The 17,003-nt window shown below is 56.8% G+C and carries 13 protein-coding genes; 6 read left to right on the plus strand and 7 right to left on the minus strand.

The window, feature by feature from the left end; translation table 11 throughout:
* Positions 1–39 precede the first annotated feature (39 nt).
* Together uxaC and WB237_RS18010 are read left to right on the plus strand one after the other, a co-directional pair.
* Positions 40–1,452, plus strand: a complete 1,413-nt coding sequence (gene uxaC / locus WB237_RS18005; protein ID WP_336215027.1) for a glucuronate isomerase — start codon at positions 40–42, stop codon at positions 1,450–1,452.
* Between the two features lie 17 nt (positions 1,453–1,469).
* On the plus strand, positions 1,470–2,957 hold the full coding sequence (locus tag WB237_RS18010; RefSeq protein WP_336215029.1) for a UxaA family hydrolase: 1,488 nt from the start codon (positions 1,470–1,472) through the stop codon (positions 2,955–2,957).
* 94 nt (positions 2,958–3,051) lie between these two features.
* On the opposite strand, the gene sstT is transcribed toward WB237_RS18010, so the two are convergent.
* The 4 genes from sstT to WB237_RS18030 all read right to left on the minus strand — a co-directional run bounded on the left by sstT (position 3,052) and on the right by WB237_RS18030 (position 7,313).
* Positions 3,052–4,293 (minus strand): serine/threonine transporter SstT, encoded by a 1,242-nt coding sequence (sstT, locus tag WB237_RS18015; RefSeq protein ID WP_114978797.1) that lies wholly within the window; start codon positions 4,291–4,293, stop codon positions 3,052–3,054.
* Between the two features lie 226 nt (positions 4,294–4,519).
* Positions 4,520–5,488 carry a TerC family protein gene (locus tag WB237_RS18020; protein WP_336215032.1) on the minus strand — a complete coding sequence of 323 codons (969 nt, stop codon included), beginning with the start codon at positions 5,486–5,488 and terminating at the stop codon, positions 4,520–4,522.
* A 252-nt stretch (positions 5,489–5,740) separates the two neighbouring features.
* Positions 5,741–6,739 (minus strand): Gfo/Idh/MocA family protein, encoded by a 999-nt coding sequence (locus WB237_RS18025; RefSeq protein WP_336215034.1) that lies wholly within the window; start codon positions 6,737–6,739, stop codon positions 5,741–5,743.
* 70 nt (positions 6,740–6,809) lie between these two features.
* Positions 6,810–7,313, minus strand: a complete 504-nt coding sequence (locus WB237_RS18030; protein WP_336215036.1) for a M48 family metallopeptidase — start codon at positions 7,311–7,313, stop codon at positions 6,810–6,812.
* 82 nt (positions 7,314–7,395) lie between these two features.
* Between WB237_RS18030 and rlmG the strand changes: the two genes are divergently transcribed.
* Positions 7,396–8,532, plus strand: coding sequence for a 23S rRNA (guanine(1835)-N(2))-methyltransferase RlmG (rlmG, locus tag WB237_RS18035; RefSeq protein ID WP_028017110.1), 1,137 nt, complete (start codon positions 7,396–7,398; stop codon positions 8,530–8,532).
* Here rlmG and WB237_RS18040 read toward each other — a convergent pair.
* From WB237_RS18040 to lsrR, 3 genes are all read right to left on the minus strand, one after another.
* Positions 8,529–10,550: an NADPH-dependent 2,4-dienoyl-CoA reductase gene (locus tag WB237_RS18040; protein ID WP_336215039.1), complete on the minus strand. Its 2,022-nt coding sequence runs from the start codon at positions 10,548–10,550 to the stop codon at positions 8,529–8,531. The two genes, rlmG and WB237_RS18040, sit on opposite strands and share 4 nt — an antisense overlap.
* A 165-nt stretch (positions 10,551–10,715) precedes the next feature.
* The gene (gene lsrK / locus WB237_RS18045; protein WP_336215041.1) at positions 10,716–12,290 is read right to left on the minus strand and encodes an autoinducer-2 kinase; all 1,575 of its coding nucleotides are present in this window, start codon (positions 12,288–12,290) and stop codon (positions 10,716–10,718) included.
* A gap of 32 nt (positions 12,291–12,322) precedes the next feature.
* Positions 12,323–13,294 (minus strand): transcriptional regulator LsrR, encoded by a 972-nt coding sequence (gene lsrR, locus WB237_RS18050; protein WP_114978791.1) that lies wholly within the window; start codon positions 13,292–13,294, stop codon positions 12,323–12,325.
* 215 nt (positions 13,295–13,509) lie between these two features.
* Here lsrR and lsrA point away from each other — a divergent pair, with 215 nt between their 5' ends.
* From lsrA to lsrD, 3 genes are read left to right on the plus strand one after another with little or no spacing between them, the layout of a single operon-like run.
* A complete protein-coding gene (gene lsrA / locus WB237_RS18055; protein ID WP_336215351.1) occupies positions 13,510–14,997 on the plus strand; it encodes an autoinducer 2 ABC transporter ATP-binding protein LsrA in 1,488 nt (495 codons plus the stop codon).
* Positions 14,994–16,025 (plus strand): autoinducer 2 ABC transporter permease LsrC, encoded by a 1,032-nt coding sequence (gene lsrC / locus WB237_RS18060; RefSeq protein ID WP_336215044.1) that lies wholly within the window; start codon positions 14,994–14,996, stop codon positions 16,023–16,025. The genes lsrA and lsrC overlap by 4 nt, the downstream gene beginning before the upstream one ends.
* On the plus strand, positions 16,026–17,003 hold the full coding sequence (gene lsrD, locus WB237_RS18065; protein ID WP_336215047.1) for an autoinducer 2 ABC transporter permease LsrD: 978 nt from the start codon (positions 16,026–16,028) through the stop codon (positions 17,001–17,003).

Here is a 17,003-nt window from a genome sequence, read left to right on the forward strand (position 1 = left end):
CATACGCTTTTTGACGCTCCCGTTACGAGGAAGACGATAATGACGCCGTTTATGACCGAAGATTTTCTGTTAGATACTGAATTTGCCCGCCGCCTGTACCACGACTACGCAAAAGACCAGCCAATTTTCGACTACCACTGCCATTTGCCACCGCAGCAGGTTGCAGAAAATTACCGTTTCAAAAATCTGTATGACATCTGGCTGAAAGGTGACCACTACAAATGGCGCGCGATGCGTACCAATGGTGTGGCTGAACGTCTGTGTACTGGCGATGCGACTGACCGTGAGAAGTTTGACGCATGGGCAGCGACGGTTCCGCATACCATCGGCAACCCGCTATATCACTGGACACACCTTGAACTGCGTCGTCCATTTGGCATTACGGGTAAGCTGCTTTCCCCGACAACGGCGGATGAAATCTGGAATCAGTGCAACGCGCTGCTGGCGCAGGAGCAATTTTCTGCGCGCGGTATCATGAAGCAGATGAATGTGAAGATGGTGGGTACGACCGACGATCCGATTGACTCTCTGGAGCACCACGCCGCGATCGCCAAAGACACTGCGTTTGATATCAAAGTGCTGCCAAGCTGGCGTCCGGATAAAGCCTTTAATATCGAACAGGCCACATTCAACGAGTACATGGCGAAGCTGGCAGAAGTCTCTGATACCGACATTCGTCGTTTCGCAGACCTGCAAACCGCGCTGACCAAACGTCTGGACCACTTTGCCGCGCACGGCTGTAAAGTCTCTGACCACGCACTGGACGTTGTGCTGTTTGCGGAATCAAACGAAGCCGAGCTGGATAACATCCTGGCGCGTCGCTTGTCCGGTGAATCCCTGAACGAACGCCAGGTTGCTCAGTTCAAAACGGCGGTACTGGTATTCCTCGGCGCAGAATATGCCCGTCGCGGCTGGGTACAGCAGTACCACATTGGTGCACTGCGTAATAATAACCAGCGCCAGTTCAAGCTGCTGGGCGCGGATGTGGGCTTCGACTCCATCAATGATCGTCCGCTGGCAGAAGAGCTATCTAAATTGCTGAGCAAGCAGAACGAACAAAACCTGCTGCCAAAAACCATTCTCTACTGCCTGAACCCGCGCGATAACGAAGTGTTGGGCACCATGGTCGGCAACTTCCAGGGGGAAGGGATGCCGGGCAAGATGCAGTTCGGCTCCGGCTGGTGGTTCAACGACCAGAAAGATGGCATGGAGCGTCAGATGACGCAGCTGGCGCAGCTTGGCCTGTTAAGCCGCTTTGTTGGCATGCTGACCGACAGCCGCAGCTTCCTCTCCTATACCCGTCATGAATATTTCCGCCGCATTCTGTGCCAGATGATTGGTCGCTGGGTTCACGCAGGCGAAGCGCCGGCAGATATCCAGTTGCTGGGTGAAATGGTGAGAAACATCTGCTTTAACAATGCGCGTGACTACTTCGCCATTGAACTGAACTAAGGCTGTTTGAGGTTGATATGCAATACATCAAAATCCATTCGCTGGATAACGTTGCCGTAGCGCTGGCAGATCTGACCGAGGGGACGAAAGTCACTTTTGATAATCAGTCGGTCACGTTACGCCAGGCCATTGGACGCGGACATAAATTTGCCCTGACCCCCATCGCTAAAGGGGAGAACGTGGTGAAGTATGGTTTGCCGATTGGTCATGCGCTCGCGGATATTGTGCCGGGTGAATACATTCATTCTCACAATACCCGTACTAATCTGAGCGATCTGGACGAGTACAGCTATCAACCTGATTTACCCGCGAAAGAGAGTCAGGCGGCGGATCGTGAAGTGCAGATCTACCGCCGCACCAGTGGCGAAGTGGGGATCCGCAATGAGCTGTGGATCCTCCCTACCGTCGGTTGCGTGAATGGGATTGCACGTCAAATTCAGACCCGCTTTCTGAAAGAGACCAACAATGCTGAAGGCACAGATGGCGTACATCTGTTCAGCCATACTTACGGCTGTTCACAGCTCGGCGACGACCATATCAACACGCGTACCATGCTGCAAAACATGGTACGCCACCCGAACGCGGGCGCGGTGCTGGTGATCGGCCTGGGCTGCGAAAACAATCAGGTCGATGCCTTCCGTGACACGCTGGGCGAGTTTGACCCTGAGCGCGTGCATTTTATGGTATGCCAGCACCAGGATGACGAAGTGGAAGCGGGTATTGAGCAACTCCACCAGCTGTATGAGGTGATGCGCCACGACAAACGCGAGCCAGGCAAGTTGAGCGAGCTGAAGTTTGGTCTGGAGTGCGGCGGGTCTGATGGCCTGTCCGGTATCACCGCTAATCCGATGCTGGGCCGCTTCTCGGATTACGTGATCGCCAACGGCGGCACGACGGTACTGACCGAAGTGCCGGAAATGTTCGGCGCGGAACGTATTTTGATGAGCCACTGCCGCGACGAAGAGACGTTTGAAAAAACTGTCACCATGGTGAACGACTTTAAACAGTACTTCATCGCCCACAACCAGCCGATTTATGAGAACCCGTCGCCGGGTAATAAAGCGGGCGGGATCACCACGCTGGAAGAGAAATCTCTCGGTTGCACCCAGAAAGCGGGGGCCAGCCAGGTCGTCGATGTTCTGCGTTACGGTGAGCGGCTGAAAACGCACGGCCTGAACCTGCTGAGTGCACCGGGTAACGATGCCGTGGCAACCAGTGCGCTGGCCGGGGCTGGCTGTCACATGGTGCTGTTCAGTACGGGCCGAGGTACGCCATACGGTGGTTTTGTGCCAACAGTGAAAATCGCCACCAACAGCGAGCTGGCGGCAAAGAAAAAGCACTGGATCGACTTTGATGCCGGTCAGCTTATTCACGGCAAAGCGATGTCGCCGCTGCTGACGGAGTTTGTGGATAGTATCGTGGAGTTTGCCAACGGCAAGCAGACCTGCAACGAGAAGAACGACTTCCGCGAGCTGGCGATCTTTAAGAGTGGTGTGACGCTGTAAGTAGCGTGCGGGCTGGTGCCCTCACCCTGGCCCTCTCCCACGGGGAGAGGGTACAAACACTAAAAACGGCAACCTCAGGGTTGCCGTTTTGCTGTTAACCTCGCAGGGCGTTCTTCGCTAAACGCGCGTCTTCCGCCTGGCATGCCGCTGCGGTGAACAGCACGTCGGTAGAGGAGTTCAGCGCGGTTTCGCAGGAGTCCTGCAGCACGCCGATGATAAAGCCGACGGCCACAACCTGCATGGCAATCTCATTCGGGATACCGAACATATTACAGGCCAGCGGGATCAACAGCAGTGAACCGCCCGCCACGCCGGATGCGCCACAGGCACACAGCGACGCCACCACGCTCAACAGCAGTGCGGTTGGCAGATCCACCGGAATACCTAGCGTATGGACTGCCGCCAGCGTCAGGACGGTGATAGTGATGGCCGCACCTGCCATGTTCACGGTGGCACCCAGTGGGATTGATACGGAATAGGTATCGCGATCCAGGTTCAGTTTCTCCGCCAGCGCCATGTTCACCGGGATGTTCGCTGCCGAACTACGGGTGAAGAAGGCGTAGACGCCGCTTTCACGCAGACAGGTCAGTACCAGCGGATACGGGTTGCGGCGGATCTGCCAGAACACCAGCAGCGGGTTGATCACCAGTGCCACCAGCAGCATACAGCCAACCAGAACGACCAGCAGCTGCGCGTAGCCCCACAGCGCGTCAAAGCCGGTGGTTGCGAGCGTGGAGGAGACCAGACCGAAGATCCCGATTGGCGCAAAACGAATCACCAGTTTCACCATGAAGGTCACGGCGTTGGACATATCGTTGACCAGATTTTTGGTGGTGTCATTACCGTGACGCAGCGCAAAGCCCAGACCAATCGCCCAGACCAGGATGCCGATGTAGTTTCCGCTCATCAGTGCTGTGACTGGGTTAGAAACCATGCTCATCAGCAGACCACGCAGCACTTCCACAATCCCGGATGGCGGTGTGATATCACCCGCAGCGCTGGTCAGATGCAGCGTGGACGGGAAGAGGAAGCTAAACACAACGGCAGTTAATGCAGCAGAGAAGGTTCCCAGAAGATACAGGAACAGAATAGGGCGAATGTTGGTTTTTTGTCCGTGCTGGTGGTTAGCAATCGATGCCATGACCAGCATCAGTACCAGTACCGGTGCGACGGCTTTCAGTGCGCCAACGAAAAGGGTACCGAGCAGTCCCGTGGCTTCTGCAGCAGGTTTTGACACCATCGCCAGCAGAATACCCAGTACCAACCCGACCAAAATTTGTTTAACGAGGCTGCCCTGCGCCAGGCGCGCGAACAGACCGCTTGATTGTGTGCTCATACGTTATTCCTGAGTGAAATTGCGTTCCATCCTGGATGTGCTCTTAGTCACATTTATGTCCGGATGTAAGTATTTGTTTGCCTGGTTGAGTATCAGGGAAAGCAGTGAAAGGCGGAAGAGTAAAATGCTGGATTTTACGTGTTGCATCATATTTTTTAACTACTGCGTTACAAAAGTGTGTTCACCCTCTCCCTGTGGGAGAGGGCATCAGTCCGCACTGAACGTTTTACTCCACCTGCTGCTTCTTATCGTGCTGGCGGTTAACCCAGGTATTGATAATCAGCGTCACGATCAGAATGCCAAACACTACGCCGAGCGAAATGGCGATAGGGATATGGTAGAAATCGACAATCAGCATCTTGATACCGATAAATACCAGGATCACCGACAGGCCGTACTTCAGCATTGAGAAGCGCTCCGCCGCACCCGCCAGCAGGAAGTACATGGCACGCAGGCCAAGAATGGCGAACAGGTTAGAGGTCAGAACGATAAACGGGTCAGTGGTCACGGCGAAGATAGCCGGGATACTGTCTACCGCGAAAATCACGTCACTCAGCTCCACCAGAATCAGCACCAGCAGCAGCGGGGTGGCAAACAGCAGGCCGTTCTTACGTACAAAGAAATGTTCGCTCTCGATCTTGTCGGTCATGCGCAGATGGCCACGGATCCACTTCACCAGCGGGCGATCGCCAATCGCTGAGCCATCTTCTTTTGCCAGAGCCATTTTGACCCCGGTGAACAGCAGGAACGCACCGAAGACATACAGCAGCCATTCAAACTGAGTAATCAGCCAGCTACCGGCGAAGATCATGATGGTACGCAGAACGATCGCGCCAAGCACGCCATAGACCAGCACGCGGCGCTGCAGGGCAGCAGGCACGGCAAAGTAGCTGAACAGCATCAGCCAGACGAAGACGTTATCAACCGCCAGGGCTTTTTCAATCAGATAACCGGTGAGGAAGGCGAGCGCTTGAGGATCGGCCACCGCGCGGCCTTCAGTCGAGGCCAGATACCACCAGAAGGCAGCACAGAAGAGCAGGGAGAGGGTAACCCACACCAGCGACCAGACGGCGGCCTGTTTCATGGTCATACCGTGTTCGCCACGACGCCCCTGCAAAAAGAGGTCGATCGCCAGCATGATGAGCACGACAACCGCGAATCCGCCCCACAACATTGGAGTGCCGACAGAATGCATACTATTTTCCTTACACATAAAAAAACAAAAACGGCTATGGTCAGAAGACGATAGCCGTTAGCTTTTTATGCATAGACCTCGCCTTCCGGCAAGGTCTCACTTACAACCACGAGGGTTGCCCGGCGACCGGATGCGGTATTGCACGCATCGTAATGACGATCCACCGGCAAGGAAGTTACTCCCCTTTGCGGGTAACAAAATATGTCAGACCATCGGTTTCGTCAATGGTTGACAGGGTTTCATTACACAGCTTTACGCGATAGCTTCTGCGCTCATGTCATCTGCCGGGAAGACCACGCCAGTCTGACGGCGGATCTCCGTTTGCAGTTTCGCGGTGGTGCGACTGACCGCGAGTCCAGGGTGGTTCACTTCGTTGTCTTCGACCAGACGGGCAAAGACCTCTGCCTCATAGAGCATAGTGTTAATATGCTGAGGCTGCGTCAGCTCTTGCGCTTTACCGCCGCGCGGGACAAAGCTCAGCTTCTGACACTCAGAAATTTTTTCGATAACCAGCGATCCCGCTTCACCCTGAATTTCACTTGGCAGCACAGAATCACTCACTTTTGAATGTTGCAGCGTGACGCTGAAATCCCCGTAATCCAGCGTCACTACGCCGTGCGCATCTACGCCGCTTTCCAGCAGGCTGGCTTGTGCACTGACGCTGTGTGGCTCGCCCCACAGTGCCACGGCGGAAGCCAGGCAGTAAAAACCGATATCCATAATCGAGCCGTTAGAGAAGGCTGGGTTAAAGGTGTTCGGGTTCTCGCCGTCGAGGTAACGCTGATAGCGAGATGAGTACTGGCAGTAGTTAATAAAGGCTTTACGCACTTTGCCAATTTTCGGCAGGGACTTCTGCAACAGCAGGAAGTTCGGCAGGCTGGCGGTTTTGAACGCTTCGAACAACACCACCTGGTTTTCGCGGGCAAGCGCAATGGCGGCTTCCACTTCCTGAATATTCGAGGCCAGCGGCTTCTCGCAAATCACATGCTTTTTATGGCTGAGGAACAACCTGGTTTGCGGGAAGTGCAGGGAGTTCGGGCTGGCAATATAGACCGCGTCAATGGCGTCACTTTTTGCCATCTCGTCGAGCGAGGTGAACAGATGTTCGACCAGGTAATCGTTCGCGAAGGTCTGCGCCTGCTCAAGGCTGCGGGAATAGACTGCGGTGAGTTTATATTTGCCGGTTTCGTGGGCGGCGTCGACGAACTGGCGTGTGATCCAGTTCGTTCCAATGACTGCGAAACGTATCATAAACGTTTACGTACTCCGTAGCTGGGAACCTTTAGCCACTGTAGCACGTCATCATGACAATTCGCGTGCGCTACTGCGCATTACCCTTTAACGATAAATGCGTAAGCCACAAACGAGTATCAAACTCGAGCTGGTGGTACTGTGGCTCCATATGGCAGCACAGGGAATAGAACGCCTTGTCGTGCTCTTTCTCTTTCAGGTGTGCGAGCTCATGCACGACGATCATTCGCAGAAAGGCTTCCGGCGCGTTACGAAATACGGTCGCAACCCGGATCTCCGCTTTGGCTTTCAGCTTGCCACCCTGCACGCGGGAGATGGCGGTATGCAGGCCGAGGGCGTTTTTCAGCACGTGGATCTTGTTGTCGTACATTACCTTGTTGATCGGCGGCGCGCTCTTCAGATACCGGCTTTTCAGATCCTGCGTATACTGCCAGAGGGCTTTGTCGGTCGTGAAATCGTGGGTCCCGGGGTAGCGTTTTTCCAGCACCGCGCCCAGCTTCTGCTCGGCAATCAGGCTGTGAACCTGAGAAAGTAAATGCTCCGGGTAGCCCTGGAGATAAGTAAGTTGGTTCATCAACGCCCCAAATCGACAATAAAACGGTATACTCACGCACCCTTTTCAGGGATACGCCAAATTTTACCATTCAGGAGGGCCGATGAGCCACTTAGACAACGGTTTCCGTTCACTCAACCTTAAACGTTTCCCGGAAACGGACGACGTTAACCCACTTCAGGCGTGGGAAGCGGCGGATGAATATCTGCTGCAGCAGTTGGATGACACTGAAATCAGCGGCCCGGTTTTGATCCTGAATGATGCGTTTGGCGCGCTGGGCTGCGCCCTGGCGGAACATACGCCATACAGCATTGGTGATTCCTATTTAAGCGAGCTGGCGACGCGTGAGAACCTGCGTCATAACGATATCGAAGAATCCAGCGTGAAGTTTCTCGACAGCACGGCGGAGTACCCGCAGGCGCCTGGCGTGGTGCTGATTAAAGTGCCCAAAACCATGGCGTTGCTTGAGCAACAACTGCGCGCGCTGCGTAAAGTCGTCACCCCTGAAACCCGCATCATTGCGGGGGCCAAAGCGCGTGATATTCACACCTCGACGCTGGAGCTGTTCGAGAAAGTGCTCGGCCCAACCACGACCACGCTGGCGTGGAAAAAAGCGCGTCTGATCAACTGTACTTTCAGTGCACCGGAACTGGCTGATGCGCCAGAGACGTTGAGCTGGAAGCTGGAAGGAACCGACTGGACTATCCACAACCATGCGAACGTCTTCTCCCGCACCGGTCTGGATATCGGGGCGCGTTTCTTTATCGAACATCTGCCGGAAAATCTGGAAGGCGAAATTGTAGACCTGGGCTGCGGTAACGGCGTAATTGGCCTGACGCTGCTGGCGAAAAACCCGCAAGCCAGCGTGGTGTTCAGCGATGAATCGCCAATGGCGGTGGCTTCCAGCCGTCTGAACGTGGAAACCAACATGCCAGAGGCGCTGGATCGCTGCGAGTTTATGATCAACAACGCGCTGTCGGGTGTGGAGCCTTTCCGCTTCAATGCCGTTCTGTGTAACCCGCCGTTCCACCAGAAGCACGCCCTGACAGATAACGTCGCCTGGGAGATGTTCCACCACGCGCGCCGTTGCCTGAAAATTAACGGCGAGCTGTACATCGTAGCGAACCGCCATCTGGACTACTTCCACAAGCTGAAGAAGATTTTCGGTAACTGCACCACGATTGCCACCAACAACAAATTCGTGGTGCTGAAATCCGTGAAGCTGGGTCGTCGTCGCTAAATCTTCAGTGCCAGCTGGGTGCCCTGCGCAATTGCGCGCCGTGCATCCAGCTCCATCGCCACATCACATCCGCCAATCAAATGCACTGTTTTACCCGCTTCGCGCAGCGGATCGGCCAGATCGCGCTTCGGTTCCTGTCCGGCACATAAAATCACATGATCAACCTGCAGCAGCTGCGGTTCACCGCCGATCAGCACGTGCAGCCCCTCATCGTCGATCTTCTGATAACTGACCGCCGGGATCATCTTCACGCCGCGAGAGAGCAGGGTGGCGCGATGGATCCAGCCGGTGGTTTTGCCCAGCCCTTCGCCTGGTTTGCTGGCTTTACGCTGCAACATCACGATCTGACGCGGGCTTTTGGGGAGTTGCTGCCCTTCAGGGCGTAACCCACCGGACTGATTCAGGCTGGTGTCGATGCCCCATTCCACGCAAAACTCGGCAATATTCTGGCTGGTTGCTTCTCCCGGCTGACTTAAATACATCGCGGTATCAAAACCGATCCCGCCGCAGCCGATAATCGCCACCTTTTCGCCGACGGGTACTTTGTCACGCAATACATCCAGGTAGCTCAACACTTTCGGATGATCGACGCCCTCGATCGCCGGGGTACGCGGGGCGATCCCGCTCGCCAGGATCACTTCGTCAAAATCTACCAGATCGTCTGCCTTCACAAACTGGTTAAGACGCAGATCGACCCCTGTGAGTTCGATCATCCGGCGGTAGTAGCGCAGAGTTTCATAGAACTCCTCTTTGCCGGGGATCTGTTTGGCGATATTAAACTGTCCGCCGATCTCCGTTGCGGCATCAAACAGCGTCACGCTGTGTCCCCGTGAGGCGGCATTCACCGCGAATGCCAGCCCTGCCGGACCCGCGCCGACCACAGCGAGGCGTTTTTGGTTGAGAGCCGGTACGACGGGCATTTTGGTTTCGTGGCAGGCGCGCGGGTTGACGAGACAAGAGGTGACTTTGCCGACGAAGATCTGATCCAGACACGCCTGGTTGCAGCCGATGCAGGTGTTGATCTCATCCGCGCGGCCGCTTTGCGCTTTGGACAGCAGTTCGGCATCGGCCAGGAACGGACGTGCCATCGACACCATATCGGCATCGCCGCGTGAAATGACATCGTCCGCCACCTGCGGATCGTTAATACGGTTGGTGGTCACCAGCGGAATAGAGACTTTGCCTTTCAGCTTGCGCGTCACCCAGCTGAACGCCGCGCGCGGTACCGGTGTGGCGATGGTCGGAATGCGCGCTTCGTGCCAGCCGATGCCGGTATTAATGATGGTTGCACCTGCGGCTTCAATCGCCTGTGCCAGTTGCACGGTTTCGTCTAATGTTCCACCTCCCTCCACCAGATCGAGCATCGACAGGCGGAAGACGATAATAAAATCAGCACCCGCACGTTCACGCACGGCGCGTACCACTTCTACCGCAAAGCGCATGCGGCGGGCATAATCACCACCCCATTCGTCGTCACGATGGTTAGTGCGGGCGGCGAGGAATTCGTTAATCAGGTAGCCTTCTGAACCCATCACCTCGACGCCATCGTAGCCCGCTTCGCGTGCCAGCGCGGCGCAGCGGGCAAAGTCATCGATCAGCGCCAGGATCTCGTCGTGGCTGAGGGCATGCGGTTTGAAGCGGTTAATGGGAGCCTGAATCGCCGAGGGGGCGACCAGATTCGGTTGATAGCTGTAGCGGCCGGTATGCAGGATTTGCAGAGCGATTTTCCCGCCTTCATTATGTACCGCATCGGTCACGATGCGGTGGTGAGGTAGTTGTGACACGTCATTCAACACCGCGCCGCCCTCCATGCCGACGCCGGAAGGCGCAGGCGCGACGCCACCTGTAACAATCAGCGCCACCCCGTGCCGGGCACGCTCGGCATAGAAGGCCGCGAGACGTTCAGCCCCGTCCGGATGCTCCTCCAGACCGGTGTGCATAGAGCCCATTAACACGCGGTTTTTGAGCGTTGTGAACCCCAGATCAAGGGGGGCGAATAGCGACGGGTAGCGGCTCATAGTGTCTTCCAGTGTAAAATTATTGTTATGTGGTCGGATGAGTTACTAATTTAGCCAGCGTCAGCAGAAAGGTAAAAGCGGGATCAAATGATTGTGATAGAACTCAAAGAACTTCCCCGGTGGCGCTGCGCTTACCGGGGCTACAAAACTTAATCGCCCTCTTCCTCAGGGGGAGCGCACCAGCCCCGGAGCCTGCCACATCGACGTCGTCAGCCCGCTGTCCACCAGCCCAAGCTGGTCGGCATACACCGCCTGCCACTTCTGCATCATGCCGTCGTACAAGTCGCGGTGTTCCGGATTCGGCGTAAACTCCCGGCTCCACTTCACCAGCCGCTCACCCGTTGAGGCCATATCTGCAAACAGTCCCGCCCCCGTTCCGGCTGCAATCGCACAGCCCAGTGCCGTGGCCTCTTTCACTTCCGGAACACGTACCGGCAGCCCGGTGACGTCGCTTAAAATCTGGCTCCACAAGGCACCTTTCGCTCCCCCACCGGCGAAGACGAGGCTCTCAAACGTCACGCCGGAAAAGCGCGAAATCTGTGCCAGATTGCAGGCCGAAACAATTGCGGCGTTCTCTTCCAGCGCACGAAACAGCGTCGCCTTATTGCACTTTTCCGGGTCGATGGAGAGGTTAATAAACGACGGTGCAGCGTGATACCACTGCTTAAAATGCATAGCATCAGAGAAGATCGGCATCACCCCATGTGAGCCCGCAGGCACGCGGCTGGCCATCTCTTCCAGCAGGGTGTAGGTATCCATGCCCATCCGCTCAGCAATCAGCTTTTCCTCTGCGCAGAAGGCATCACGGAACCAGCGCATCGTCAGCCCGGTAAAGAAGCTGATTGACTCCGCCTGAACCATGCCAGGAATAACATGTGGGTTTACGCGGATGTTCATCTCAGGATCGGTTCGTACCTGAGGCAGGTTGACCACCTGTTGCCAGAAAGTTCCGCCTAACACTGCCGTTTGCCCGGCGCGCACCACGCCCAGCCCCAGACCCCCAAGCTGCACGTCACCGCCACCCATTACCACCGGCGTCCCTTCACGCAGACCGCTCTGCTGCGCAGCGGCTTTGGTGATCGCGCCCAGTACGGTGCCGGTTTCTTTTACCGGGGAGAGGATATCGGCGCGCAGCCCGGCCATGTCCAGCAGTGCGGGTCGCCAGTCGCGGGAGAAGAGATCCAACATGCCGGTCGTGCCCGCGTTCGACGGATCAACCGCCAGCTCGCCGGAGAGTTTCGCCGCCAGCCAGTCGCTGATCATAGTGATGGTCGCCGCTTTGCGGTAGATATCCGGACGATGGTGCGCCAGCCAAAGCAGGCGCGGCATGGCGCTCAGGGCCAGGGTCTGGCCGGAGACGTCATACACTTCGGATTCAAAATGGTTGTCGTGGATCTCTTTGAGTTCAGCCACCTCGCGGCTGGCGCGGGCGTCGACATTGGCGCAGGCCCAGATGGCTTCACCGTTGCGGTCATACAGCACAATTCCCTCGCGCATTGAGCAACAGGCAACGGACTGAATATCCGCCGCGCTCAGTCGCGCACGTTCCAGCGCCTGGTGAATGCACTGGCAGGTGAGCTGCCAGTTGGTGTCGAGGTCAAATTCCATCGAGCCCGGCACGTTCTCCACGCTCAGGTGTTTCCACTCGGCCTGGCCGACTGCAATCTGGTTGCCCTGCAAATCAAAAATAACGGCGCGAACGCTGCCTGTCCCTGCATCTAACGCTAAAAGGTAACTCATGAGCTTGCCTCGTGTCAGGCGCAGGGCTGCTCTTATCCAGCCAGAGCCAGCACCGCGCGGGCTGTCGTCTCTTCCGTCACCAGGCCATTGATACGGCGACCTTTCAGTGCGGCATAAATCGCATCGGCTTTCTCTTCACCTCCGGCCACGCCAACGATGGTGGGCAACTGCGCCAGTTCATCGAGCGTGACGCCCAGTAATTCTTTATGGATCTCCAGCTCCTCGACGCATTCCCCTTCGGCATTCAGGAAGTACCCGAGAATGTCCCCCACCGCCCCTTTACGGGCATACATCAGCTGTTCACCTTCACTGATATAGCCAGAGCGCAAGATCGTCGCGTCACGGCGCTGGTTCACGGAACCAATTCCCACCACTGCGACATCGGCCGCCTTCGCGGCGAGGATCACGTCCCGCACGCTGGTTTCGCGTTTTAAGATCCCGGCTACTTCGGCAGACGAAACGCGAAGCGGAGCGGGGATCATGCTGACGCTACAGGCCGCATCGAGCTGACCAATGCCGGTCATATACGGTCCTACACCGCCGGAGAGCGTCACCAGGCGGATCTGCTGCGAGCTAATAAAACCGCTTAAGTGCTGCAGGCTGCTCATGGTGGTTTCACCAAATCCCACCGCTAAAAGCTGTCCGGGTTCCAGCACGCCCATCAGAGACTGTGCGGCACCAATGCCCAGTCGGACGTTCATTGGCGGAGTATTCAGGGCGGGCATCACGCGCACCAGCTTGAGCCCAAAACGCTGCTGTAATTCAGTTTCCAGCGCCAGACAGCCCTCATAACGAGAGTTGATCTGCACGCGGATCACTCCGGACTGGCGGCCTTTTTCCAGCAGGCGCGAGATCTTCAGACGCGGCAATCCGAGCCGTTCGCCAATATCGTTCTGGGTCAATCCATCGTGGTAGTAACACCACGCCACGCGAGCCACCAGCTCCTCTTCCGCCAGTGCCAGCCCGGCAAACCGACCTTCTTCCGCAGTGCGTTTATCGCTCATAATTGAACTCTTATAAAAATTTAGATCATATGTTCGTGATGACGCGGGTGGAAAGTGTGAGCCGCGCGGCAAAACGGATCTTTTAGTTTGTTTCTGGTTTATCTGGATCTTAATCAATAAAACTGTGATCCCTGCACGGTTGTAAATATAGTTCACCGTCTACGCTTTTGAACATTATTAAATCTAAAAATCATTTGTTCAATAGCGGGGCGATGATGACCTTACTTCTCGAAGCGCGTGATATCTGCAAGCAATTCTCCGGCGTGCCGGTCTTAAAAGGCATTGATTTCACGCTGTTTGCGGGTCAGGTGCATGCGCTGATGGGCGGTAATGGCGCGGGGAAATCGACGCTGATGAAGATCATTGCCGGGGTGGAGACGCCGGACAGCGGTGAACTTTCGGTATCCGGACAGTCATTTGCGCGGCTTACCCCAGCGCAGGCACACAAGCTCGGCATTTATCTGGTGCCGCAGGAGCCATTGTTGTTTCCCAACCTGACGGTGCGGGAAAACATCCTTTTTCGCCTGCCGCGTGAACGCGAGCTGAATAAACGCCTGGCGGAGAAACTTCAACAGTTGCAGTGCCAGCTTAATCTGGATGCCACTGCCAGCACCCTGGAAGTGGCGGATCAACAGATGGTGGAGATCCTCCGCGGGCTGATGCGCAACGCGACGATCCTGATCCTCGACGAACCTACGGCGTCACTCACGCCGGGGGAAACCGAACGGCTGTTCCGCCAGATCCGCGCCCTGCAGGATCTCGGCGTTGGCATTGTCTTTATCTCGCATAAATTGCCGGAAATCCGCACGCTTTCGAGCCACGTCTCGGTGATGCGCGACGGCGCGGTGGTACTTAGCGGCGAAACAGCACAGTTCGACGATAACGCCCTGATCGCCGCCATGACGCCGGTGAGCCGTGAAAAAGGCTTAAGCGATGCACAAAAACTGTGGCTGGCCCTGCCGGGTAACCGCCGCACCCAGCCGCAGGATTTCCCGGTGTTGCGCGTGGAAGAGCTCACCGGGGAAGGTTTTATCGATCTGAGTCTGGAGATTTACGCGGGTGAGATCGTCGGTCTTGCGGGGCTGGTGGGGTCCGGACGCACCGAGTTAGCCGAAACCCTCTACGGCTTGCGCCCTGTGCGCGGCGGCCGCGTCTGGCTCGAAAATCAGGAGATCACCGACGATCCGGTATTTTCACGGCTCGATAAAGGCCTGGTTTATCTGCCGGAAGATCGGCAGGTTTCCGGCTTATTTCTGGATGCGCCTGTCCGCTGGAACACCGTAGCGCTGAATGAACCTTCCCTCTGGCAGCAGCGCAAGCGGGAATCTGCGGTGGTGGAGCGTTACCACCGGGCGCTGGGGATCAAGCTTAACCATGCGGAGCAAACCGTGCGCACACTCTCCGGTGGTAACCAGCAGAAGGTGCTGCTGGCGCGCTGTCTGGAGGCCAATCCGTTACTGCTGATTGTTGATGAGCCGACGCGCGGCGTGGACGTCTCAGCACGCGCCGATATCTATCAACTGCTCAAAAGCGTGGCGGCACAGAACGTGGCGGTACTGATGATCTCAAGCGATCTCGATGAGTTTCCCGGGCTTGCTGACCGCGTGCTGGTGATGCACCAGGGCGTACTCAGCGGCGAATTGCCGCGCCACGCCGTCAGCCTCGACAGAATGATGGCGCTGGCGTTTGGAGGGCAATCATGAAGATCTTACTGAAAAACCGTGAACTGAGCGCCTTTCTGGCGATCCTCGCCCTGTTTGCTGTGCTGGTGGCGCTCAATCCTGCGTATTTCAGCTTGCAGACGCTGGGGATGATCTTCGCCAGTTCGCAAATTCTGATCCTGCTGGCACTCGGTGCCGCGCTGGTGATGCTGACCCGCAATATTGATGTCTCTGTGGGCTCGACTGTCGGGCTGTCTGCCATTGCCGTTGGCGTGGCACTGAACAGCGGCTACAGCCTGTCGGTATCCATGCTTTTTGCGTTATCGGTTGGCGCGCTGGCGGGGGCATTCAACGGTTTTCTGGTCGTGGGCCTGCGCATCCCGGCGATTGTCGCCACGCTCGGTACGCTGGGATTGTATCGCGGGGCGATGCTGCTCTGGACGGGCGGGAAGTGGATTGAAGGGCTGCCGCCGCAGCTGAAATCTCTCTCTGAACCTGTCGCCTTCGGTATATCACCGCTCGGTATGGTGGTGCTGTTTTTCGCGGCGGCAGGGGCGTGGACGCTGTCGCGCACCGCCTTTGGTCGTGATTTTTATGCCGTAGGCGATAACCTGGCAGCCGCGCGCCAGTTGGGTGTGGCGGTGAATCGCACGCGGATGATCGCCTTCACGCTGAACGGCATGCTGGCGGCCTGTGCCGGGATTGTCTTTGCCGCGCAGATCGGTTTTGTGCCGAACCAGACCGGAAGCGGGCTGGAGATGAAAGCTATCGCCGCCTGCGTGCTCGGCGGTATTTCGCTTTTGGGTGGCACGGGCACGCTAATTGGCGCGTTACTTGGCGCCTTCTTCCTGACGCAAATCGACACCGTGCTGGTGTTGTTTAAGCTCCCGGCCTGGTGGAACGACTTTATTGCCGGGCTGGTGCTACTTGGCGTGCTGGTGCTCGATGGACGTCTGCGCCAGGCGCTGGCGCGTCATCAGCGGGCACTGAAGTACAGCCGTTTCCAGCCGGGAAACAAAGGGGGAAAGCATGTCACCCCGTTTCCGAAACGCAAAAAAGAGGTGGCGTAAATGAAGCTTAACTGGGAAAGCACGCTGCTGATTTTACTGGTGCTGGAGATCCTGCTTTTTGGTGCCATCAACCCGCGTATGCTGGATATCAATATGTTGCTGTTCAGCACCAGCGATTTCATCTGCATTGGCATTGTGGCACTGCCGCTGACGCTGGTGATTATCAGCGGCGGGATCGATATCTCCCTCGGCTCGACCATTGGCCTGTGCGCCATCGCGCTGGGAGTGATGATGCAGTCGGGGTGGCCGATGGCGGTGGCGATTCCGCTGACTTTACTGCTCGGTCTGCTGTGCGGTTTATTCAACGCCGCGCTTATCCACTACACCGGCATTAGCCCACTGGTGATCACCCTCGGCACGCTCTACCTCTACGGCGGCGGGGCGCTGCTGCTCTCCGGTATGGCGGGGGCGACGGGCTATGAGGGCATTGGTGGCTTCCCGGACAGCTTTACCGCGTTCGCCAACCTCACACTTTTCGGCTTACCGGTTCCGCTGGTGCTCTTCGCGGCGATCACCGCTTTCTTCTGGCTGATTACCCATCGCGGGCGCTTTGGCCGTCATCTGTTTTTGATTGGGCAAAACCCACGCGCAGCGCGCTATGCGGCGCTGTCGGTCAACGGCATGCCGTACGCGCTGTATGGTCTGGTCGGGGTTGCCTCGGCGATTGCCGCGCTGGTGATGGTCTCCTATTTCGGTTCCGCGCGCTCGGATTTAGGGCGCGATTTACTGATGCCTGCGCTGACCGCCGCTGTACTTGGCGGGGCCAATATCTACGGCGGTTCAGGTTCGGTAATCGGTACTGCACTGGCGGCACTGCTGGTGGGGTATCTGCAACAGGGTTTACAGATGGTCGGCATCCCCAACCAGGTGTCGAGCGCGCTGTCAGGGGCGCTGTTGGTTGTGGTGGTGATGGGACGTTCGTTGAGTCTGCACCGTGAATGGGTGCGATCTCTCTTCACAAAACTACCCGGAGCGTAA

The sequence above is a fragment of the Enterobacter sp. P82 genome (genome assembly GCF_037053385.1).
Lineage (GTDB): Bacteria > Pseudomonadota > Gammaproteobacteria > Enterobacterales > Enterobacteriaceae > Enterobacter.